The sequence below is a fragment of the Bradyrhizobium sp. 4 genome (assembly GCF_023100905.1).
Taxonomy (GTDB): domain Bacteria; phylum Pseudomonadota; class Alphaproteobacteria; order Rhizobiales; family Xanthobacteraceae; genus Bradyrhizobium.
Genome location: NZ_CP064686.1, coordinates 5726946 through 5747651, shown reverse-complemented (window position 1 = coordinate 5747651; position 20706 = coordinate 5726946). Strand labels below are relative to the sequence as shown.

Genomic DNA, 20706 nt, shown 5'->3' with positions numbered 1-20706 from the left:
ACGTGAAGACAGCAATCACCGAACTGTTCGGTATCCAGCATCCGATCATCCAAGGCGGCATGCATTATGTCGGCTTTGCCGAGCTTGCCGCCGCGGTATCGAACGCCGGCGGTCTCGGCATCATCACCGGCCTCACACAGCGGACGCCGGAGCTGCTGGCGAAGGAAATCGCACGCTGCCGTGACATGACCGACAAGCCGTTCGGTGTAAACCTGACCTTCCTGCCGAGCTTCACTGCGCCGCCGTATCCCGAATATATCGCCGCCATCAAGGAGGGCGGCGTCAAGGCCGTGGAGACCGCCGGCCGCAGCCCGGAAGCGTACATGCCCGCGCTGAAGGCGGCTGGCATTAAGGTGATCCACAAATGCACCTCGGTGCGGCATTCGCTGAAAGCCGAGAAGATCGGTTGCGACGCCGTCAGCGTCGACGGCTTCGAATGCGGCGGTCATCCCGGCGAGGACGATATCCCGAACATGATCCTGCTGCCGCGCGCGGCGGATGAACTGAAGATTCCGTTCGTGGCCTCGGGTGGCATGGCGGACGCACGCAGCCTTGTTGCCGCGCTGTCGATGGGCGCCGCTGGCATGAACATGGGCACCCGCTTCGTCGCCACCAAGGAAGCGCCCGTCCATGCCAACGTCAAGCAGGCTCTGGTCAAAGCCACCGAACTCGACACCGTGCTGGTGATGCGTGCGCTGCGCAACACCGAGCGCGTGCTGAAGAACAAGGGCGTCGATCAATTGCTCGAAGTGGAGCGGGAGAAGGGGGCGAGCCTCAAGATCGAGGACATCCACGAGCAGGTGGCGGGCGTCTACCCCAGGGTGATGGTTGACGGCGAGATGGACGCCGGCGCCTGGAGCTGCGGCATGGTGGTCGGACTGATCCACGATATCCCGACGGTGAAGGAGCTTATTGATCGCATCATGACGGAAGCCGAACAGATCATCCGGCAGCGGCTGACCGGCTTCCTTGACGGTACTGTCGACAATGCGGCCACGCGAGCCGTTGCTTGACAAGACCTTGTGAGAGAACCTTCAGTGCAAGGATCAATACTCGCCGATCGCATTCAGCAGCAGATGGGCGCCGCCGATTGATTTCTCAAATCGAGGGGCGCCAGCCAGGCCGACATGCAAGGTAGAAAGCCGTGTTCACCGAGGAGCGACCGATGAAGTACTACCTCTGCAAGTACCTTCCGCCCCGGGCGGATTTCCTGGTGACCATGAACGCCGATGAGAAATAGTTGATGAAGCAGCACGGTGCGTTCCTGGATGATCTGCTCGCAAAGGGGCAGATCGTCGCGCACGGTCCCGTCATGGACCCGCGTGGCGGTTATGGCGTGTCGCTCTACCAGATCGCGGATGATCTCGACATCGAGGTGATCACCTCGGAAGACCCCATCGTGAAGAATGGCGCCGGCCACTACGAGCATCACCCGATGCTGCATCTGAAGGCGCGCGGCTGAGATCCTCGCCTCGTCCAATTCGACCGCTTCAACCGGGCGCATCTGCCGCGCCCGGCGCGCAGGATTCAGCAATCGGCATGGCCGGTGCGCCCGGAAACCAAAACGGTCCGGTTGCAGATTGACGTGCTAGCGGTGTATCACTCGCTCGATGGCGATTGCGGTCGCTTCACCGCCTCCAATGCAGAGCGCAGCCACGCCCCGCTTGAGATTTTGGGCCTCGAGGGCATGCAACAATGTGACGATCAGCCGCGCACCGGTAGCGCCGATGGGATGACCGAGCGCGCAGGCGCCGCCGTTGACGTTCAGCTTCTCCCTGGGAATGCCGAGGTCTTTCTGTGCCGCCATCGCGACCACGGCAAAGGCCTCGTTGATCTCGAACAGGTCGACATCGCCGACACTCCAGCCGACCTTGTCGAGCAGCTTGCGGATCGCCGGGATCGGCGCCGTGGTGAACCATTGCGGCTCTTGGCTATGGGTAGCATGACCTTTGATCTCTGCCAGCACGGGTAGGCCATCGCGATCGGCGAGAGAGCGTTTTGCAAGGATGAGAGCCGCGGCGCCGTCGGCATTGGCGGAGGAGGCGGCCGGCGTAATAGTGCCGTTGGCGCGGAACGCTGCCTTCAATCCGGGAATCTTGGCTGGATCCACTTTCAGCGGATGCTCGTCGTTCGCGATGATCCGTTATCCGGCCTTTTCTGTGAGCGTGATCGGCGCGATCTCGGCCCTGAACGCGCCCCCTTCGACCGCGTTGCGCGCGCGGGTCAGCGTCTCGATCGCGTAGGCGTCCTGGTCCTTGCGAGTGAATTGATAAGCCTCCGCTGTGGCCTCGCCGAAATCGCCCATCGAACGCCCGGTTTCATATGCGTCTTCCAACCCGTCCATCATCATGTGATCAATGATCCGGTCGTGCCCGGCGCGATATCCACTCCTCGCTTTCGTCAGCAGATAGGGTGCATTGCTCATGCTTTCCATTCCGCCGGACAGCACGATCTTCGCTGACCCCGCCTTGATGATATCGTGGCCAAGCATAGTCGCCTTCATGCCGGAGCCGCAGACCTTGTTAACGGTCGTGGCGCCGGTCGCGTCGGGCAGTTTGGCGCCGCGCGCAGCCTGGCGGGCCGGTGCCTGCCCCTGTCCCGCCGGCAACACATTGCCCATGAACACCTCGTCGATCTTTTCAGGCGCCAGCTTCGCCCGCTCCAGTGCCGCACCGATAATGTGAGCGCCGAGCTTGTGGGCGCTCAGCGGCGACAACTCGCCCATGAACCGGCCAAGGGGCGTGCGAGCGGCGGAAACAATGACGATGGGATCGGAAACGGCGGCCATCGCGAACTCTCCTGCTGATATCTGTTGTTATATGATGATAGTCATATAAGATGGCAAGCATTGCAATGAAATCTTGCCGCAGCCGTCAAGAAAGCGCGGTTCGAGAATTGTTCCGAGGGACGAGTACGATTGTACGGCCGGTCCTCCAGGGAGCTTGCACGGGGTGGTGATGCGTTACGGAGAAAACCACAGGCGTCGGACGCACCGTCGGATCGTTGAAAATGCCTCTTACGGTTTACGCCAGAAGGGCGCCAAAGGGCTCAGCGTCATCGATTTGATGAAACTTGCGGGTCTGACGCATGGCGGCTTCTACAATCATTTCGAGTCGCGGGAGGCGCTTGTTGGCGAGGCGATCGCCTTTGCAATGGACCAAACGACCGAGCGCTGGAAAAAGCTGACTGACGACACGGCCAACGGCGAACGCTTCGAGACCTTGATTGCCGACTATCTGAGTCCGCGGCATCGAGACAATCCCAAACATGGTTGCGCCCTTCCAACCCTGGCTGTCGATATCGCTCGATCGGGCTCCAGCGAGCAGCAGGCGTTCGCCGACAAGCTGGAGAAGATGATCGACGTCTTTGTCGAGCTGCTTCCCGATCAGCCACCTCGACAGGCCCGCCAAATCGCGACCGGCGCTATCGCAACCTTGGTTGGATCAATCGTGCTGTCGCGCGCTGTTGGTGCTGGGAAGCTTTCCGACGGAATTCTCGCTGCGGGACGCATGACTGCCAGTGGCCGGACTCAAAAGCCTCGGCGTCGGGCGACAAGGACGATGCGCTGACAAATAACAATACCAGGGAGGTCACCATGACGGCCGGCAAGTGGCTCAAAACAGCCTGCAACCTGTGTTACATCAATTGCGGGATCGAGGTGTTTGTGAACAACGAGCGCCTCGAGAAAGTGCGAGGCGACCGTTCGAGCCCGAAATCACAGGGCTATCTCTGCAACAAGGCGACCCGGATTCCCTATTATGCCCATCACAAGGATCGGCTGACCAAGCCGCTACGTCGGCGCGCGGACGGAGGCTTTGACGAAATCGAGTGGGACGTGGCGATCGCGGAAATCGCGGCGCGGCTGCGCGAGATCGTGGACAAGCATGGCGGAAAGACTATTGCCCTTTACGGCGGTGGCGGGCAGGGCAACCACGCCGGCGGCGCCTATGCCAGCGGATTATTGCGCGCGCTGGGTTCGCGCAGCGTGTTCAACGCTCTTTCGCAGGAGAAGACCGGCGACTTCTGGGTCAATGGCCACATGTTCGGCAGCCAGACGTGTCACACAGCCGAGGATGTCCATCATTGCGATCTCTTGCTGGTCATCGGGGCAAATCCCTGGATCGCGCACGGCTTCCCCAATGCGCGCGATCATCTCAACCAAATCCGCAAGGATCCGACCCGCAAGCTGATCGTCATTGATCCCCGGCGCACCGAAACCGCCGAAATGGCGGATCTACATCTCGCAGTGCGTCCGGGTGCCGACACGTTCCTTCTTGGCGCGCTGCTGGCCACGCTTGTCCGCTCCGATCGGATCGACGACGCATTCATTCAGGAGCACACCGTCGGCTTCTCGGAAGTGAGGCAGGCGCTACTGGATATCCCCATTGAACAATGGGCTGCAGCCGCCGATATCTCGATCACGGACCTGGAGCGGTGCGCCGCGATGATCGCAGCCGCGAAGGCCATGGTGGTGCGGGTCGAGCTTGGCATCCAGCAGGGCATCAACTCGACGCTCAACTCCTATCTCGAGAAGCTCCTGATCATGCTTTCCGGAAATTTCGGCCGGAAAGGCACCAACCAACTGCATAGCTGGCTCCAACCGCTGTGGGGCAATTCGCCGAACCAGACCTTCGCACCGACTGGCGATGCAATTATCGGGGGCTTGTTGCCGCCCAACATCTTTCCCGAGGCGGTGCTCAACGACCATCCCGACCGGTTGCGCTGCGCTTGGGTCGACAGCTCCAATCCAGCCAACACGGCGGCAAACACCGAAGCTGTAGAACGCGCGCTGCGCTCGCTCGACCTATGCGTCGTGGTCGACGTTGCGATGACCGAAACCGCACGGCTCGCACATTACGTTCTGCCGGCGTCTTCGCAGTTTGAGAAAACAGAATTCACCTTGTTCAATTTCGAGTTTCCGACGAACTATTTCCACGTTCGTGCGGGTGTCTTGGCGCCGCTCGCCGGGACCCTGCCGGAGCCCGAGATCTACACGCGGCTTGCGATCGCCTTGGGGCTTCTACCAGGTGACAATGTGCTGGCGCCGCTGCGCGAAATAGCACGGCGCTCGCGACCGGAATTCGCCGCGGCCCTTCGTGCTTTCATCGCGGAAAACCCAGGGGCAGTGCCAGCCCTCGTGCTCTACCATACGCTGGGGCAGACGCTTCCGGATGGTACCGCGGTCGCGGCGCCTATGTGGAGCGCGGCACTGGCTTGCGCGAAGCGGTCGCCGCAAGCGGTGCGACGGGCAATTGGTGCATCGGACGACGTGGCGGACCATCAACTTGGCGATCTCCTGTTCGACACGATCGTGACTGCGCGGCAGGGGACGGCGATTACCGAGCACGACTATGACGAGGTCTGGTCATTGATCAGCCATTCGGACCGCAGGGTTCGACTGGTGGTCCCGCAGATGTTCGAATGGCTCGCGCGGCTCGATCCACGTGCCGCGGGCGCGCCAAAGGAGTTTCCGTTCATGTTGGCAGCCGGCGGCCGCCGCATGTTCAACGCCAACCAGATCTTCCGTGACCCCGCATGGCGTCGCGAGGATCCGGATGGCGCCATGCTGATCAATTCGAGCGATCTGAGAAATCTGGGCGCGGAGGATGGTGACTGGGTCGCGGTGGAATCCGTGATTGGCCGGCTCGTCGTCCGCTGCAAGCTCGATGACGCCATGCGAAACGGCCAGCTGGCGCTGCCGCACGGCTATGGGCAGGCATACCCCGCGTCGGACGGAGAGCGACTGATCAATGGGCCACGTATCAATCTGCTCACAGAGAGCGGCAACCGCGATCCCATTGCCGGCACGCCCTACCACAAGAATGTTGCGGTTCGTTTGGCCTTGGTGTCCGCGCAGGAGGCAGCCGCCTATCAGTCGCAGTCCGAGCGAATTCATTTGAAAGCGGCCGGACAATAACGTGGAGAAAGTTCAAATGAGTGAGAAACCAGTCGCGATCGTGACCGGGGTCGGGCCGGGCACCGGAGCTGCCATCGTCAAGCGCTTCTCTGCCGGCGGGTTCCGTATCATAGCGCTGGCTCGCTCAGCCGAGCTCATCAATCGCCTGGCGCAAGAGCTTCCTGATGTCCACGCGGCGACCTGCGACGTTTCAGACGAAAATCAGGTGCGGACCGTCGTTGCGGATGTAAAGCGGCGTTTTGGCGCGGCTGAAGTTCTCGTCCACAACGCGGTCGGCGGAGGCTGGGGGAGCTTTCGGGAGATCGATCCGAAGATGCTGAAGGGCAATTTCGAGGTCAACGTGATGGGCTTGTTATACCTGGCGCGCGAAGTGGCTCCTGACATGATCGACCGAGGCAAGGGCGCAATCCTGGTGACCGGAAACACGTCTTCGATCCGGGGCAAGGCCAACTTCGCCGGCTTCGCGCCGACAAAGGCGGCGCAGCGCATTTTGGCCGAGTCGATCGCACGTGACGTGGGACCTCTGGGCGTGCACGTCGCCTATGTTCTCATCGACGCCGTGATTGATACGCCCAGAATGCGCGCGCGGATGAGCGACAAGCCAGATGAATTCTTTATCAAGCCTGCTGCCATCGCGGACGAACTCTATCATCTCTATGGGCAGAATCGATCGGCTTGGTCGTTCCTCACAGAGCTGCGGCCATTCGGCGAAAACTGGTGACGCCCGGCTAGCGGGAAGCAGGGTCACGGCGGTTTCCGTGTCATCTCTTCATGGAGAGCGCGACAACGCAGGACTGGAAAGGTCAAGATGATTGATATCAAAAGTTCCGTGCACGAGGTTGCGGTGATCGTGGGGGGCGGTCCGGGCATCAGCTCGAGTTGCGCCCGGCTGTTCGCGGAGAACGGCATGCGTGTCTGCGTCGCAGCCAGGAATCCCGAAAAGCCGGTCCTCGAAGCCTTGGAGAAGACGCATCGTGTGCTTCGATATGCCTGCGATGCAACTGATCCGGCGGCGGTGACACAGCTGTTCGGCAACGTCGTTCAGGACGTCGGCACGCCACGACTTGTCGTGCATAACATCGATGGCCGGGTTCCCGGCATTTTCCGCAAAAGCATCATCGAAGCCGACCCGGGCATGGCGTTCGAAACACTTCGCAACTCGGCGTTCAGCGCGTTTCTGGTCGGTCAACAGGCAGCCCGGCTCATGCTTGGGAACGAACCCGACGCCAACGGCGCCAGAGGAACAATCATCTTCACGAACGCCAGCGCGGCGCTCAAAGGCTTCCCATCAAGTGGCGCATTTGCAATGGCATGTCATGCCAAGTCCGGACTCGCGCAGAGCATGGCAAGAGAATTGATGCCGCAGGGCGTCCACATAGCGAATGTGCCGATCGACGCCGCGATCGGCTGGACCCAGGAAGACGGCACTCGCGCGCATCGGCTGGCGGGGACAACTGTCGACGACAATATGGCCGACCCCGATCATATCGCAAAAGCCTATTTGCAACTGCATCGTCAGCATCGGTCGACCTGGGCGTTCGAAGTCGTGCTGCGGCCTTGGGTCGAAAAATGGTAGGTGAGCAGCGTTGGAGCGCAGCCAAGTACATCGGCCGTGCAGCCGGGGCGCACGGGAGGCGGTGACTGACCTCGACGAGTTGATCCGCCGCCTCGATCGCGAGGAGTTCGATCTCGTCGCGGTGGGGCGGGCGCTGCTTCAGGATCCGCAGTGGCTGCTGAAGATACGCGACGGACGGACAGAAGAACTGATGGCTTTTGAACGGACTGCGTTTGCGGCGCTGAGCTGAGCAAAATTGACAGGTTAATTCTGCGCAACGTCGCGCAGTTGCCTAGGAGCATTCGGAGACCAGCAAATGACCGAGACGACGCAAGTCGGTCAGATCCGTACCGAGGTGCATGGGCATGTGTTCAAGATCGTCATCGACAACGTGGCGAAGAAGAATTCTTTCAGCCCGCAGATGATGGCGCAGATGTCGGATGCGATGACGCTTCTCGACCGCACCGACGACTATTGGGTCGGTGTGCTCTGCGCCGACGGCCCGGACTTCACGGCAGGCCTTGATATGCCGAAGTTCTTCGGACCCAAGGCCGAAAATACCGAGATCAAGCCCGGCAACATCGATGCGTTCGCGCTGAAAAGCCGGTGTCGTAAGCCGATCGTGACGGCCGTGCAGGGGATCTGTTTCACGATTGGCATCGAAATGATGTTGGCCGGCGACATCGTTGTGGCCGCCGACGACGCCCGGTTCTGCCAAATGGAATCCAAGCGCGGGATCGCACCGCTCGGTGGCGCCCATTTCCGGTACGTGGCGCGGGCAGGATGGGGGGATGCGATGTATCATCTGTTCTTGTGCGACGAGTTCAGCGCGGCGCGGGCGTATAAAATCGGGTTTGTTCAGGAAGTCGTCGCTCCTGGTCAGCAGATTCCCCGCGCGATGGAAATTGCTGGTCTGATCGCCAAGAACGCTCCGATCGGCATTCAGGTAACCAAAGAGGCCGCGCTGAAGTACATTGAGGCCGGCGAAAGAGCGGCGATCGACTATATCCTGAAAATCAAGGACCGCGTTTTCAGCAGCGAAGACATGAAAGAAGGCATCCAGTCTTTCGTGGAGCGTCGCCCGGCGGTGTTCCGCGGAAAATAGATCCGGCTGGCTACCCCGATAGACGGCGAGGTCGACAGCAGCGGCATCAAGAGAATATTGATCTTCTCGGCAAGCACGCCTTTGTCTGTGCGGACCGAGCGAGCGGCCGAGCGCCTTCCGATCTCTGACGGTATTTGAATTTACACCGCACCAGTGCGCGCACGGCAATCTTCGCCCCCACACAGTGCCGACAGTCGATTGACCCCGATAGGTACCGGAGCCACCAGCGTTGCGAGCGGCTCGAATTTTCCGTGAATTCAAGACCGAAAAATCGCAGTGGGTATATCGTCGGGATTTGTCCGTCACACGTGGAGAATTGTGCTTACAAATCAGCCGAAACGGCGTCCGATATAATTGAGGGGGCGTAGGGGCCGCGGCCTTGGCGACTGCTGGCGCGGGTTAATTTCGCGCAGGCTACGTGGCTCCGGCACGCGCGGCATCGGATGCGTGAATGCGCTCGGCAAATTTGGCGCCGACCGGTGTAAAGGCCGGTGGCAGCGGCCCGTCGGTGAATAGGTGGTTACAATCGGCGAGATGTCCGCCGCGCACCGTGGCGTTGCGGCCGAATTTTGTCGTGTCGGCGACCAGGACGGCGGTGCGCGAATTGGCAACGATGGATTGCCGCGCCAGGACTTCGTCGATGTGAAAGTCGAGCAGCGCACCGTCCTGATCGACGCCTCCGACGCCGAATATCCCGTAATCGGCTCGATAGCCCGAGAAAAAGCGGGCCGCCGCTTCGCCCACGATGTCCCGGTCGAGCGAACGGAGCGTGCCGCCCGCGATCGTGATTTCCACGTCGGGATTTTGTGCGAACGCTGCGGCCACATTCAGATTGTTGGTGATCACGCGCAGATCCTGACGGCGGGATAGCGCCTGCGCGACATATTCAGGTGTTGTACCCAACCCGATCATAAGCGACGCCCCGTCGGGAATGAAGCTCGCAGTCGCGTGTGCGATGCGCCGTTTGGCGTCGGCATTCAATCCCTGTCTGCTTCCATAAGCGAGATTCTGGTTTTGAACGGGCAGGCTGACGCCGCCGTGCATTCGCCGGAGCAGCCCTTGATCGCAGAGCGCATTCACGACGCGGCGAATGGTCTGCTGCGTGACGTCAAAGCGCGTTGCAAGCTGCTCGATCGAGGCGAAGCCTTCGTCGCGCACGATCTCCAGTATGTAGGCCTGACGTGACGAGACTGTCTTGAGCATGGGGCTGTCCGTTCGAAGCAAACTATCATTCGAACGTCTAAGGCGCAATTTTCTGTTTCATATGGCGCTCCAATATGTTCATATGAACAAAATGACTTGCCGCGCCGGTGAACGTTGCGTGGCCATCGGGAGGGACGGCATGGATCTGTCTGCTCATGGCGACCAGCTTTGGGCTGCTCCGTGCGAGCAGGATGCTGCGAGCATGCCGAGCTATGTCTGCGCGCGGCGCAGAGCCCTGCAGCTGAGAGCGAACGGGCCATGTCAGCGATTACGCTGAGTCATGTCTCCAAGTTCTGGGGCGCGATGCGCGCCGTCGATGACGTCAGTCTGACGGCGGACGAGGGCTCGCTGCTGGTGCTGCTGGGACCGTCCGGCTGCGGCAAGTCGACCACGCTGCGGCTGATCGCCGGCCTTGAGAATGCTGACGCCGGCACGATCGCCATCGGCGGCGTCGACGTGACCCATCTGACTCCGGCGCAACGGAAGATCTCCATGGTCTTCCAGTCGTACGCGCTGTTTCCGCATTTGAGTGTAGCCGAGAACATCGTCTTCGGCCTGCGTGTGCGTCGCGTGTCGCGCGCCGAACGAGACGAACGGCTCCGGCGTGTGGCCGAGATCGTTGGCCTTGCGCAGCTGCTTGAACGCAAGCCGTCGCAGCTGTCCGGCGGCCAGCGCCAGCGGGTTGCACTGGGGCGAGCCATCATTGCGGAAGCGCGGGTCTGCCTCATGGACGAGCCGCTTTCAAATCTGGACGCCAAGCTGCGGCATGAGATGCGGACGGAGATCCGCGCTCTGCAACAGCGGCTCGGAATGACGATGGTCTACGTGACCCACGATCAGACCGAAGCCATGACGATGGCGGATCGCGTCGTGCTGATGCGCGATGGTCGTATCGAGCAGAATGGCACACCGGAGGAGTTATATAACCGGCCCGCGACGGCGTTCACGGCGCGGTTCATCGGCACGCCGCCGATGAATCTTTTGCGCCATGGTGATCATCTCATCGGCATCCGGCCGGAGCATATCCGCATCGTGTCTGGCGGGGATCATTTTGCGCGCGTCAAGGCGATCGAGCATCTTGGGGCCGACAGCATCGTTCTGTGCTAGGTCGATGGTCAGCCGATCTCAGTGCGGCTCGAAGGTTTCAGCAAGGTTCGGCCAGGCGAGGATGTCCGGATCGCGTGGGAACCCGGGCTCGAGCATCGGTTCGATTCGAATTCGGAAGCTCGCTTGGAGACCATCGTCACAGAGGGCCAGCGGGCGATAACCGGTCGATAGCAGCGGCTGTTTCAAACGTGGTAACGAAGGAGATTGTCACATGTTTGCGCGACGAACGATGTTGATAGCAGCGGCACTCGCTGTGCTCTCGATGGCTGCCCGCCCGGCCGCCGCCGTGGATCTGACCATGTACTATCCGGTCGCGGTCGGCGGTCCCGTCACCAAGATCATCGACGACATGGTCTCGCGCTTCGAGAAGGACAATCCGGACATCAAGGTGACGGCGGTCTATGCCGGCAACTACACCGATACGATGACCAAGGCGATGACCGCCATGAAGGGCGGGCAGCCGCCGCAACTGTCGGTGTTGCTGTCGACCGACGTGTTCACGCTGATGGATGAGAACGCGATCGTGCCGTTTGACGGCCTCGTCGGCGACAAGGCCTGGTTCAAGGAGTTCTATCCGGCGTTCATGGCGAACGGGCAGATCGACGGCAAGACCTGGAGCGTGCCGTTCCAGCGTTCGACCATCGTGCTGTACTGGAACAAGGACGCCTTCAAGGAGGCGGGCCTCGATCCCGAGAAGGCGCCGGCGTCATGGGACGAAATGGTCGAGATGTCGAAGAAGCTGGTCAAGAAGGATGGCGGCAACACGACACGCTGGGGCATCGAAATTCCCTCGACTGGTTATGCCTACTGGATGCTGCAGGCGCTGGCGATCGAGAACGGCCAGAAGATGATGAACGAGCCCGGCAACGAGGTCTATCTGACCGCTCCGAAGACGGTCGCCGCCCTCGAGTACTGGGTCGACCTGTCGCGCAAGCACAACGTCGCCCCCGCCGGCAGCATCGATTGGGCGACGCTGCGCAACGATTTCCTCGAAGGCAAGACGGCGATGATGTGGCACACCACCGGCAATCTGACGGCGGTCAAGGACGCCGCGAAATTCCAGTTCGGTGTGGCCATGCTGCCGGCCGGGGAGCGGCGCGGATCACCGACCGGCGGCGGCAATTTCTACATCTTCAAGAGTGCGTCTCCCGACCAGCAGAAGGCGGCCGTCAAGTTCATTCAATGGATGACGGCTCCGGAACGCGCGGCGGAATGGAGCATGAAGACCGGCTACGTGGCGGTGTCGCCGGCCGCCTACAAGACGCCGACGATGGAGGCCTACGCAAAGGGCTTCCCGCAGGCCACAGTTGCGCGCGATCAGCTGGAGCATGCGGTGCCGGAGCTCTCCGTCCATGAGAACGGCCGCATCTACAAGTTTGTCGGCGATGCCGTGCAGGCCGCGATCACGGGCGCGCAGAAGCCGCAGGAGGCGTTGGCTGCCGCGCAGCAGCAGTCCGACCGCGTCTTGCGCGCTTACAAATAGGGACGAGGCGGGATGGCGCGCCGCCGCCATCCCGCCGGCTCACAGATGTCCGACGAGGTCGCCTCATCGCCAATCGCCCCGCGCCGCGCCCGATCGCAGGCGTGGTGGAACACCGTGAACGCCTGGCTGCTGCTGTTGCCGGCGGCCGTCCTGCTGATCGCATTCACGCACTTTCCGATTCTGGCGACGATCCGGCATTCGCTATTCGTCACACGCCGGAACGGCACCGAGGCCTTCGTCGGGCTTGACAGTTATCGGTCCATGGCAGCCGATCCGATCTTCTGGAAGGCGCTGGTCAATAATTTCTGGTTCGCGCTCGGCACGATCCCTACCTCGATCGCCCTGGCTCTGGTGATGGCGATCTGGGTCAATCGCAACATGCGCGGCCGCGGCTTTCTGCGACTGGCCTACTTCACGCCAACCGTGCTGCCGATGATCGCCGTCGCCAACATCTGGCTGTTCTTCTACACGCCGGGCTATGGGCTGCTCGATCAGTTGCGCGGCCTTTTCGGTCTCGGCGGCTGGAACTGGCTGGGCGATCCCTCGACGGTGATGAGCTGTCTGGTCGTGATGGTGATCTGGAAGGAGGCCGGCTTCTTCATGATCTTCTACCTGGCGGCGTTGCAGCAGCTCTCGCCAGATCTCGAAGAGGCCGCGTCCATCGAAGGCGCGAGCCGGTGGTACACGTTTCGCCGGATCACGTTCCCGCTGCTGATGCCGACCACGCTGTTCGTGGCGATCAACGCAGTCATCAACTCCTTCAAGCTGGTGGACCATCTGGTCATCATGACCAAGGGCGGTCCGAACAACGCCAGCACGCTGCTGCTCTACTACATTTATGAGGTTGCCTTCACCTTCCAGGATTCCTCTTACGCGGCAACACTGACGGTTGTGCTTCTGATGCTGCTGAGCTCGGTTGCGCTGATCAAGTTCGGTTATCTCGATCGCAGGATCCACTATCAATGAAAGGCCGGACACGCCCCATTGAAGCCGTCGCAGCATGGCTCCTGGCTTTGATCTGGCTCGCCCCATTGGCCTATGCCTTCTGGAGCGCGCTGCATCCGGCCGCTTACGCCACGTCGTTCAGCCTGTCCGCGCCCTGGACGCTGGAGAATTTTGCCCGGGCCTGGAACCAGGCGCCGTTCGCCCGGTACTATCTCAACACGGTCGTACTGGTGACCCTGATCCTGGTCGGCCAGCTCATCCTGTCGACGCTGGCCGCCTATGCCTTTGCGCGCTTCAAGTTCAGGGGCAGCGGCATCGCTTTCGCCCTCGTTCTGCTCCAGCTGATGATCATGCCCGACATCCTGATCGTCGAGAACTACCGCGCGATCGCCAAGCTGGGATTGCTCGATACGATCCCTGCGATCGCGCTGCCCTATCTCGCGAGCGCCTTCGGCATCTTCCTGCTGCGGCAGACTTTCAAGGGTGTGCCCCAGGAGTTGGTGGAAGCCGCCCGGGTCGAGGGAGCGGGTCCGCTCGGAATCCTGTGGCGGGTCTATGTCCCGCTGGCTCGCCCGACCTACGTCGCTTTTGGCCTCGTCTCCGTCAGCTATCACTGGAACAATTTCCTGTGGCCGTTGATCGTCACGAATTCGGTGGAAGCGCGGCCGCTCACGGTGGGGCTTGCCGTGTTCGGCGCGCCTGAGACCGGTGTGGATTGGTCAGTGATCACGGCGGCAACCGTGATGACGATGGCGCCGCTGCTGATCGCGTTTCTGCTGTTCCAGCGTCAGTTCGTCCAGTCGTTCATGCGTGCAGGCATCCGGTAATGAGACTTCTCACCTGGAACATACAGTGCGGCCAAGGCTGCAACGGCGTGACCGATCTGGCGAGGATCATTGCCGTCGCCCGGCAGACGCTCGACGCGGACGTGTTCTGCTTCCAGGAGGTGAGCGCGAACTTCTCGAGATTTGGTGATGGAGCGGATCAGAGCGAACAGCTGGCAGCCCTCTTGCCCGGCTACTCCGCAATATTCCGACCTGCTATCGAAACTGTCGATCGTGATGGCAACCTCCATCGCTTCGGCAACATGACGCTGTCGCGGTTGCCGGTGCTGCAGATCGCCAACCACCTGCTGCCATGGCCGGACGCAGCCACGGTGCGCAGCATGCGCCGTCACGCCCTGGAGGTGGCGGTTCAGGCCTCGTTTGGCGCGGTCCGCATTGTCAACACGCATCTCGAATTCCATTCGGCCGGCCAGCGCGAGGCACAGATCGCCCGTCTGCTGGATTTGCAGGAGGAGGCGTCGATGAGCCCGAAGCAGGCCAGCTCCCGGCACGACGAGCCGTATGGAAGTCAGACCGTCGCTGCGTCGAGCCTGCTGTGTGGCGATTTCAATTTTGACGTTGCCGACCCCCAGCACGCATTGATTGCTCGATCCGGCCGGCCCGGTCTGGCCTATCGGGATGCATGGATCGCCGATGGCCGCGACCGAGCGCGTGCGCCGACTTGCGGAATCTACGACCGCGCGCAGTGGGCCGACGGGCCCGACTGCCGCGACTTCATTTTCGTGACGGAAGATTTGACCGGCTACGTTCGCAGCATCCAGGTCAACGAAGCGACCGATGCCTCCGATCACCAACCCATTGCAATCGAACTTTCGGAATAGAGGAATGTGCAGGCGATGCAGAAATTCCGGCGGCCACGCTCCTCATTGCGCGATTCCAGCGCCACAAACCTTGAGGGCGTCTGGCAACTACTCGGGATAGAGCTGAACGTCCTCCGGCCTTGGCTTCTTAAAAAGGATGAAGACCAAAGGATTGCCGGGCTCGGACATTGCGTCGCTGCGTTGGCCGGTTATCTCTCCGGCGACGGCGCTTGTATACTCCGCAATCACCTCGAAACTTGTCATTCCGACATAGATATTCGAGCTTCTCCAGGCTCGCGGTGGTGTCGCGACGTGATGCCGGACTCCTCAGACCCCTACCTCCAAGATGCCGGTGTTTGACGTCGTGGCGCCCAAGGCGATTGCGCCCGCCCTCGGGCTGGGTGAGCGCGGCCGGCAATGGACGCCAGCGAAATTTTCAGATCATTAACAATGTTGAATCACAGACCGGAGCGATTGCCCTACCGTGAACCTTTCCGCTGGGGCTTTCCATGATCGATACGGCGACAAAGGCGTTGTTGCGCACCGTTCTCGACGAGGTGTGCGAAGGTGTTCCACGCTGTGAGATCGGCGCCCGGACCCACGTGGCCTCGAAGCTTCTGGAGACTGCAAGCAGGGGCGACGTCTCTGCGGATCGCCTCAAACAAGCGGCCCGCAATGCTCTCTCAGAAGTCCCGACGATGTGACGATGGCCATGTGGGGGCGGGGGTGAATTTCCACGTGACGGTCCTCAAGATCCTGGTGAGCTACCCGGATGGGTTCGCTGCCCTGGAGGATCTCAAGCGGGATATGGCCATTCTGGCGACCAGCGGTCGCGACTGGACCGAGCGCACCCGGCGGCTCGCCGGGCGGGTGCCGGGGCTGGACATCTTTTCGCAAAGGCTGATCGACCGGACAAATGGCGGGTGGCGCATCACGGCCAAGGGCCGCGCCGTGCTTGATCTGATGGAAGCTCGTCCGGACCATGCGCCGATTGCCTGCGAACAACCTCCCTCAGAGCCGGAGTGCGTACCGGCGATCACGCGGCACTTTCCGGCGGAGAGGGGGCGAGGCCGACTTGCAGCGCGCCGTCGCCGACGCAACGCTGGCCAGCAGGCTCGGGCGTCCTAGCAAGGAACGAGCGTCACTCCCAAAGCTTGAGCTAACGCCCCGTGATGGAAGATGCTCATGCAAAGTTCCGACGCCACCTTGTCGACCGCCCGTCTGTCGCGCGTGACGGACGATATCTGGGTCGTGGACGACGCCCCGATCAGCGCCGCCGGTCTAAAACTTCCGGTGCGTATGACCGTCATTCGGCTCTCGAACGGCGATCTCGTGCTGCATTCGCCGGTAAGATATTCGCCGGCTCTCCGCGGTGAGCTGGAGCGGCTTGGGATGATAAGGTACTTGCTCGCGCCGAATATCGCGCACTGGATGTTCCTGTCCGACTGGCAGAGAGAGCTGCCGCCGGCGACGACTTTCGCGGCGCGCGGCCTTGCGGCACGCAGGCAAGTTCGAGCGGCACGTATCCGCATCGACCGCGAGCTTGGAGGGGCGACGCCCGAGGAATGGAGGGCCGACCTCGAAGCCGTCTCGGTGAACGCTCCGATGTTTTCCGAGATCGAGCTGTTCGACAAGCGCAGCCGGACACTGATCCTGACGGATCTCGTGCAAAATCTCGATCCCAACGATCTCAGTGCGCCAAATGAGGCGGCGGCAAACCTCCTGGGCATTTCCAAGCCAAACGGAATGGCGCCGGTCTATCTACGGCTTCTGCTGCGCCTCGGCGGCGGTTCCGTGCGGTCCGCAGCCGAGCGGCTTATACGGCTGTCTCCGGAGCGGGTGATCTTCGCGCATGGCGACTGGTTTGAAGCGGAGGGAACTGAGCGCCTCCGGCGATCCCTGTACTGGCTGCTTCCGGCGGCCCGCTCCGGATCTGAGCCGCGGCAAATGACCGGCACGCGCGTCGTCATCACCGGTGCCTCGAGCGGAATCGGGCGTGCTGCGGCGCTGGCCTTCGCGGGCAAGGGCGCAAGCGTGGTCTTGGCGGCACGCCGTGCTGAAGTCCTGACGAGCCTCGCCGCAGAATGCGAGGCGCTCGGAGGCCGCGCATTGGCGATCCCGACCGATGTCACCGATGCCGAGGCGGTGCAGCGGCTGGCCCGAGAGGCCGAAGACGCGTTCGGTGGCATCGACGTCTGGATCAACAACGCCGGCACCGGCGTTTTCGGGGCCTATCAGGACGCGGATATCGCGCTTCATCGCCGAACGATCGAGGTCAATCTCCTCGGCACGATGCATGGCGCTTTCGCGGTGCTTCCGATCTTCCTCCGCCAGAACCGCGGCATCCTGATCAACAACATCTCGCTCGGCGGCTGGGCGCCGACGCCTTTTGCTGCGGCCTATACCGCGAGCAAATTCGGCCTTCGGGGCTTCACCGCTAGCCTGCGTCAAGAGCTCAGTGCTCGCCGCAACATCCATGTCTGCGGCGTCTTCCCGGCCATGGTCGACACGCCGGGCTTCGTCCACGGCGCCAACATGTCCGGCCGGACGCTTGATCCCGGTCCGCTGCTGTATCAGGCGGAGGACGTTGCCGAGACGTTCGTGAGCCTCGTCCGCGCGCCCCGAGACGAAGTCGCCGTGGGCTGGCCGGCTCGTGCAGGCCAATTTGCCTACGCGATGGCTCCGCAGATTACCGAGAACATCGTGGGAGCTGCCTTCCGCTATCTGCTGTCGCGCGCGCGCCCGGCGAAGAGCAGCGAGGGCACCATGATCGAAGCTGGTCCGCAGGGCACGTCGATCGATGGCGGTTGGCTGTCACGCAAGCAACTTCCGCCTGCCGGGGTGATCAGTCAGGGGCTCGCGGCGCTGGGAATAGCTGCGGGCGTAGCTCTCCTGGCGTCAGCAGTTGCGCGTCGCGCCGGCAGATCGGGACAAGGCGTGGGCAAGTACAAGAAAGTCCTGCCGAGGCAGATCACGGCAGCGCGTAGGCTCGCACGTAATCGCCGAGTTTAGTTCCGAATGACCCGTGGCCGCCGTCGACCGTCACGACATATTGCTTGCCGCCAGCCTCATAGGTCATCGGCGTCGACTGGCCGCCGGCAGGAAGGCGGTCCTGCCAAAGCTGTCTGCCATCGCGAACGTCAAACGCGCGGATGTAGTCATCCATCGTTCCCGTGATGAAGATGACGCCGCCCGCGGTGACGATCGGACCGCCCAGCATGGGAACGCCGAGCTTGAATGGCAGCGGCAGCGGGGCCTGATCGCGTATCGTGCCGATCCGATGCTGCCAGACCACCTTGTGCGTCCTAAGATCGATCGCTGCGATGTTGCCCCACGGCGGAGCAAGACAGGGAATGCCGAGCGGTGAGAGGAAAATGCCGAGATCAACGCCGTAGGGGGCGCCGTACATCGGCTGCACGCCCAGCTCGGTTCCTGGTGGATGCGCCGCATTCGGCGCGGCCGGATTGTCCTTTCCGCGCGGCACCAGGCGAGAGATGAAGGGAATCGATTGGGGATTCGCGATCGCGATCTGGCGCTGCGGATCGACGGCAATGCCGCCCCATTCGAACATGCCGAAGTCTCCGGGAAACACCAGCGTGCCTTGTTCAGACGGCGGCGTGAACGGTCCCTCATAGCGCAGGCGCTTGAACTTGATCCGGCAAGCGAGCTGGTCGAACATCGTGCTGCCCCACATCTGGGCGTCCGTAAGTTTGCCGGAGGGGCGGAAGCTCAATTCCGAAAATGGCTGGGTTGGCGACAGCCGGTCTCCATTCGCGGCGCCCTGAGGCACCGGCTTCTCCGGTGCGGGCACCAACTGACGCCCGTCGCGCCGGTCGAGCACGAAGATGTCGCCAGTCTTTGCCGGGATGTAGATCGCCGGCGTCACGCCGCCGTTAGAGCGCAAATCGACCAGACTGGGCTGCGACGGCATATCCATGTCCCAGAGATCGTGGTGCACGTTCTGGAACGACCAACGCAGTTTTCCGGTCAAGACATCGAGCGCAATCAATGCCGAATCGTAGCGCTCGTTTTCGGGCGAACGGCCGCCGCCCCAGATATCCGGAGAACTCGAGCCGAGCGGCACGTAGATGAGTCCGAGCTTCTCGTCGACCGCCGAAATGCTCCACGAATTGGGTGAGCCGGCTGTAAAATGATGCGAGGCCGAAGGCATTTCGTTCGGATCGGAATTGCCGGCATCGAACGCCCAGAGCAACCGTCCCGAATAGATATCGAAGCCGCGGATCACGCCCGACGGGACGCGATCGGAATAGTTGTCGATCACCGCTCCGCCGACGATCAGAACCTTGTCCGTGACGACGGGCGGCGAGGTGCCCTCGTAGAAGCCGAGTGTCTGGATCTCGCTGCCTTGCTTGAGGTCGATCTGTCCCTGGTTGCCAAAACTCTGGCAAGGCACACCGCTCTGGGCATCGAGCGCGAACATCCGCCCGTCGTTGGTTGGTACGAAAATGCGTCCCGCACAATCGTTCGGGGCCGGCGCGCCGTCGGCAGTCACGGCGCCGGGCCTGGTCGCGTGATAGGACACGCCGCGGCAGGTCATGTGCTGGAACGCCTTGTTGTGCTGGACTTGCGGATCGAATTTCCAGCGCAGTTGTCCGGTCGCAGTTTCGAGCGCGAACACGATCTGGTGCGGCGAGCAGGTGTAGAGGAGATCCCCCACCTTGAGCGGCGTTGCCTGGTTGGTGATCTCGTCGGGGTCATCAGGGCCCTTGTGGTCACCGGTGCGGAATTCCCAAGCGAGCTTGAGGTCCTTGACGTTGTCCTTGGTGATCTGGCTCAGCGACGAGAAGCGCGTACCAAAGCCGCTGCCGCCGTAGGCCGTCCAGTTCTGGCCGGCAGCGGGTTGGTCCGGTTCGGGAGACGCAATGGCCCCCGTTGTTTCGCCCTCAGGTATCGTGCCGGCTAGATCGCGGCGATCGCTCGTCAGGGACATGCCGACGACGATGGCTGCGGCGACCAACACAAGGCCGAGCGCCCATCGCGCCGCGCGCAAGCGAGGCGCGAGGCGAGAGGCAATGAAGGGCAGCATCAGCCATAGGCCAAGCGGAACGAGCACGTCGCCGCGCGGCGCCAGCGACCAGAAATCGAGGCCGGCCTCCCAGATCGCCCAAGCCATCGTTCCGGCCAGCAGCGTGGCATAAATCCAGAGCGCCTCGGCGCGACGGCGCGCGAGCAGCCAGCTCGTGAGCAGAAGCATGATCCCCGCGATCAGGTAGTAGACGGAGCCACCGAGGGCTGCGAGCCAGGCACCGCCAGCCAGGAGGCCCAGTCCCATGATGGCGACAACCACGACGGTGACGGCCAGCAATGGCGCGTCACGGAACCAATTCGTTGAACGATGTGTCGGAGTCATGATGGTCACTTGAGCGTATAGAGAAACGCCGCGATGTCCCGCGCGTCCTTCTGCGGGATACCCATTCTCGGCATCGCATTGCCCGGCAACGCCCGCTGTGGATCCTCGATCCAGTCAGCCATGTTGTCCGGCGAATTGTGGATGTAGCCAGCGATGTAGGTCCGCGTACCGATCCGATGCAAGGGTGGGCCGACATTGCCTTCGGCGCCGGCAATGCCGGGAATATCGTGACAGCCGCCGCACTGGTACTGCTTGACGAGGTCGGCGCCACGACGCGCGTCGCCGATGAAATTGTCCGGGCCCGCAGCCTCGCAGGCGGCGGTAGCGGTAGCCAGGAGTGCAGTGACTAGCAATTTCGCGATCGGATTTACCATC

At 62.0% G+C, this 20706-nt stretch carries 18 protein-coding genes and 3 pseudogenes; 16 read left to right on the top strand and 5 right to left on the bottom strand.

Translation table 11 applies throughout. From position 1 onward, the window contains the following. The first annotated feature begins 2 nt into the window (after nt 1-2). Both IVB45_RS27445 and IVB45_RS27440 read left to right on the top strand, forming a co-directional pair. Nucleotides 3-1013 carry a nitronate monooxygenase family protein gene (locus IVB45_RS27445; RefSeq protein WP_027570879.1) on the top strand — a complete coding sequence of 337 codons (1011 nt, stop codon included), beginning with the start codon at nt 3-5 and terminating at the stop codon, nt 1011-1013. Nucleotides 1014-1243: 230 nt separating this feature from the next. After that, nucleotides 1244-1462, top strand: coding sequence for a YciI family protein (locus tag IVB45_RS27440; protein ID WP_247358932.1), 219 nt, complete (start codon nt 1244-1246; stop codon nt 1460-1462). Between the two features lie 126 nt (nt 1463-1588). Here IVB45_RS27440 and IVB45_RS27435 read toward each other — a convergent pair. Next, nucleotides 1589-2788 (bottom strand): annotated as a pseudogene (locus IVB45_RS27435) (acetyl-CoA C-acyltransferase). A 169-nt stretch (nt 2789-2957) separates the two neighbouring features. Between IVB45_RS27435 and IVB45_RS27430 the strand changes: the two are divergent. From IVB45_RS27430 to IVB45_RS27405, 6 genes are all read left to right on the top strand, one after another. After that, nucleotides 2958-3569 (top strand): TetR/AcrR family transcriptional regulator, encoded by a 612-nt coding sequence (locus IVB45_RS27430; RefSeq protein WP_247359197.1) that lies wholly within the window; start codon nt 2958-2960, stop codon nt 3567-3569. A 26-nt stretch (nt 3570-3595) separates the two neighbouring features. Continuing rightward, nucleotides 3596-5917, top strand: a complete 2322-nt coding sequence (locus IVB45_RS27425; protein ID WP_027570882.1) for a molybdopterin-dependent oxidoreductase — start codon at nt 3596-3598, stop codon at nt 5915-5917. Between the two features lies 1 nt (nt 5918). Next, a complete protein-coding gene (locus IVB45_RS27420; RefSeq protein WP_247289192.1) occupies nt 5919-6638 on the top strand; it encodes an SDR family NAD(P)-dependent oxidoreductase in 720 nt (239 codons plus the stop codon). 87 nt (nt 6639-6725) lie between these two features. Beyond that, on the top strand, nt 6726-7493 hold the full coding sequence (locus tag IVB45_RS27415; RefSeq protein ID WP_035963434.1) for an SDR family oxidoreductase: 768 nt from the start codon (nt 6726-6728) through the stop codon (nt 7491-7493). A gap of 61 nt (nt 7494-7554) precedes the next feature. Continuing rightward, nucleotides 7555-7722, top strand: coding sequence for a hypothetical protein (locus IVB45_RS27410; RefSeq protein WP_197031219.1), 168 nt, complete (start codon nt 7555-7557; stop codon nt 7720-7722). 66 nt (nt 7723-7788) lie between these two features. Further along, nucleotides 7789-8577, top strand: a complete 789-nt coding sequence (locus tag IVB45_RS27405) for a crotonase/enoyl-CoA hydratase family protein (protein ID WP_027570885.1) — start codon at nt 7789-7791, stop codon at nt 8575-8577. 414 nt (nt 8578-8991) lie between these two features. On the opposite strand, the gene IVB45_RS27400 is transcribed toward IVB45_RS27405, so the two are convergent. Further along, a complete protein-coding gene (locus IVB45_RS27400; RefSeq protein ID WP_249800214.1) occupies nt 8992-9780 on the bottom strand; it encodes a DeoR/GlpR family DNA-binding transcription regulator in 789 nt (262 codons plus the stop codon). 258 nt (nt 9781-10038) lie between these two features. Between IVB45_RS27400 and IVB45_RS27395 the strand changes: the two are divergent. From IVB45_RS27395 to IVB45_RS27375, 5 genes and pseudogenes are all read left to right on the top strand, one after another. Continuing rightward, nucleotides 10039-11058, top strand: a pseudogene (locus IVB45_RS27395) (ABC transporter ATP-binding protein). Nucleotides 11059-11116: 58 nt separating this feature from the next. Beyond that, nucleotides 11117-12370 (top strand): ABC transporter substrate-binding protein, encoded by a 1254-nt coding sequence (locus IVB45_RS27390; protein ID WP_247359199.1) that lies wholly within the window; start codon nt 11117-11119, stop codon nt 12368-12370. 45 nt (nt 12371-12415) lie between these two features. After that, the gene (locus IVB45_RS27385) at nt 12416-13336 is read left to right on the top strand and encodes a sugar ABC transporter permease (RefSeq protein WP_247359201.1); all 921 of its coding nucleotides are present in this window, start codon (nt 12416-12418) and stop codon (nt 13334-13336) included. Further along, entirely contained in the window at nt 13333-14142 is an 810-nt protein-coding gene (locus IVB45_RS27380; RefSeq protein WP_247358936.1) for a carbohydrate ABC transporter permease, read from the top strand. Before IVB45_RS27385 ends, IVB45_RS27380 begins: the two co-directional genes overlap by 4 nt. Beyond that, nucleotides 14142-14981: an endonuclease/exonuclease/phosphatase family protein gene (locus IVB45_RS27375; protein ID WP_249800183.1), complete on the top strand. Its 840-nt coding sequence runs from the start codon at nt 14142-14144 to the stop codon at nt 14979-14981. Before IVB45_RS27380 ends, IVB45_RS27375 begins: the two co-directional genes overlap by 1 nt. Nucleotides 14982-15068: 87 nt before the next feature. Here the strand turns inward: IVB45_RS27375 and IVB45_RS27370 are convergent. Further along, nucleotides 15069-15218 (bottom strand): annotated as a pseudogene (locus IVB45_RS27370) (peptidase M14); the annotation flags it as partial. Nucleotides 15219-15469: 251 nt separating this feature from the next. Here IVB45_RS27370 and IVB45_RS27365 point away from each other — a divergent pair. The 3 genes from IVB45_RS27365 to IVB45_RS27355 are packed head-to-tail and all read left to right on the top strand — an operon-like array spanning nt 15470 to nt 17972. Beyond that, on the top strand, nt 15470-15664 hold the full coding sequence (locus IVB45_RS27365) for a hypothetical protein (RefSeq protein ID WP_247289201.1): 195 nt from the start codon (nt 15470-15472) through the stop codon (nt 15662-15664). Then, nucleotides 15636-16088, top strand: coding sequence for a hypothetical protein (locus tag IVB45_RS27360; RefSeq protein WP_051462984.1), 453 nt, complete (start codon nt 15636-15638; stop codon nt 16086-16088). The genes IVB45_RS27365 and IVB45_RS27360 overlap by 29 nt, the downstream gene beginning before the upstream one ends. A gap of 57 nt (nt 16089-16145) precedes the next feature. Further along, entirely contained in the window at nt 16146-17972 is a 1827-nt protein-coding gene (locus tag IVB45_RS27355) for an SDR family oxidoreductase (RefSeq protein ID WP_247358939.1), read from the top strand. Here the strand turns inward: IVB45_RS27355 and IVB45_RS27350 are convergent. Together IVB45_RS27350 and IVB45_RS27345 are read right to left on the bottom strand one after the other, a co-directional pair. After that, nucleotides 17932-20331 (bottom strand): glucose/quinate/shikimate family membrane-bound PQQ-dependent dehydrogenase, encoded by a 2400-nt coding sequence (locus IVB45_RS27350; RefSeq protein WP_247358942.1) that lies wholly within the window; start codon nt 20329-20331, stop codon nt 17932-17934. The two genes, IVB45_RS27355 and IVB45_RS27350, sit on opposite strands and share 41 nt — an antisense overlap. Nucleotides 20332-20336: 5 nt before the next feature. Next, a complete protein-coding gene (locus IVB45_RS27345; RefSeq protein WP_247358943.1) occupies nt 20337-20705 on the bottom strand; it encodes a c-type cytochrome in 369 nt (122 codons plus the stop codon). Nucleotide 20706 lies beyond the last annotated feature (1 nt).

Excerpts from the sequence above, each read along its gene's own strand:
- IVB45_RS27400 (WP_249800214.1), bottom strand. The coding sequence starts at position 9,780 with ATGCTCAAGACAGTCTCGTCACGTCAGGCCTACATACTGGAGATCGTG.
- IVB45_RS27425 (WP_027570882.1), top strand. The coding sequence starts at position 3,596 with ATGACGGCCGGCAAGTGGCTCAAAACAGCCTGCAACCTGTGTTACATC.
- IVB45_RS27430 (WP_247359197.1), top strand. The coding sequence starts at position 2,958 with ATGCGTTACGGAGAAAACCACAGGCGTCGGACGCACCGTCGGATCGTT.
- IVB45_RS27385 (WP_247359201.1), top strand. The coding sequence starts at position 12,416 with ATGTCCGACGAGGTCGCCTCATCGCCAATCGCCCCGCGCCGCGCCCGA.
- IVB45_RS27380 (WP_247358936.1), top strand. The coding sequence starts at position 13,333 with ATGAAAGGCCGGACACGCCCCATTGAAGCCGTCGCAGCATGGCTCCTG.
- IVB45_RS27365 (WP_247289201.1), top strand. The coding sequence starts at position 15,470 with ATGATCGATACGGCGACAAAGGCGTTGTTGCGCACCGTTCTCGACGAG.
- IVB45_RS27440 (WP_247358932.1), top strand. The coding sequence starts at position 1,244 with ATGAAGCAGCACGGTGCGTTCCTGGATGATCTGCTCGCAAAGGGGCAG.
- IVB45_RS27350 (WP_247358942.1), bottom strand. The coding sequence starts at position 20,331 with ATGACTCCGACACATCGTTCAACGAATTGGTTCCGTGACGCGCCATTG.
- IVB45_RS27375 (WP_249800183.1), top strand. The coding sequence starts at position 14,142 with ATGAGACTTCTCACCTGGAACATACAGTGCGGCCAAGGCTGCAACGGC.
- IVB45_RS27415 (WP_035963434.1), top strand. The coding sequence starts at position 6,726 with ATGATTGATATCAAAAGTTCCGTGCACGAGGTTGCGGTGATCGTGGGG.
- IVB45_RS27355 (WP_247358939.1), top strand. The coding sequence starts at position 16,146 with ATGCAAAGTTCCGACGCCACCTTGTCGACCGCCCGTCTGTCGCGCGTG.
- IVB45_RS27360 (WP_051462984.1), top strand. The coding sequence starts at position 15,636 with ATGCTCTCTCAGAAGTCCCGACGATGTGACGATGGCCATGTGGGGGCG.
- IVB45_RS27390 (WP_247359199.1), top strand. The coding sequence starts at position 11,117 with ATGTTGATAGCAGCGGCACTCGCTGTGCTCTCGATGGCTGCCCGCCCG.
- IVB45_RS27345 (WP_247358943.1), bottom strand. The coding sequence starts at position 20,705 with ATGGTAAATCCGATCGCGAAATTGCTAGTCACTGCACTCCTGGCTACC.
- IVB45_RS27405 (WP_027570885.1), top strand. The coding sequence starts at position 7,789 with ATGACCGAGACGACGCAAGTCGGTCAGATCCGTACCGAGGTGCATGGG.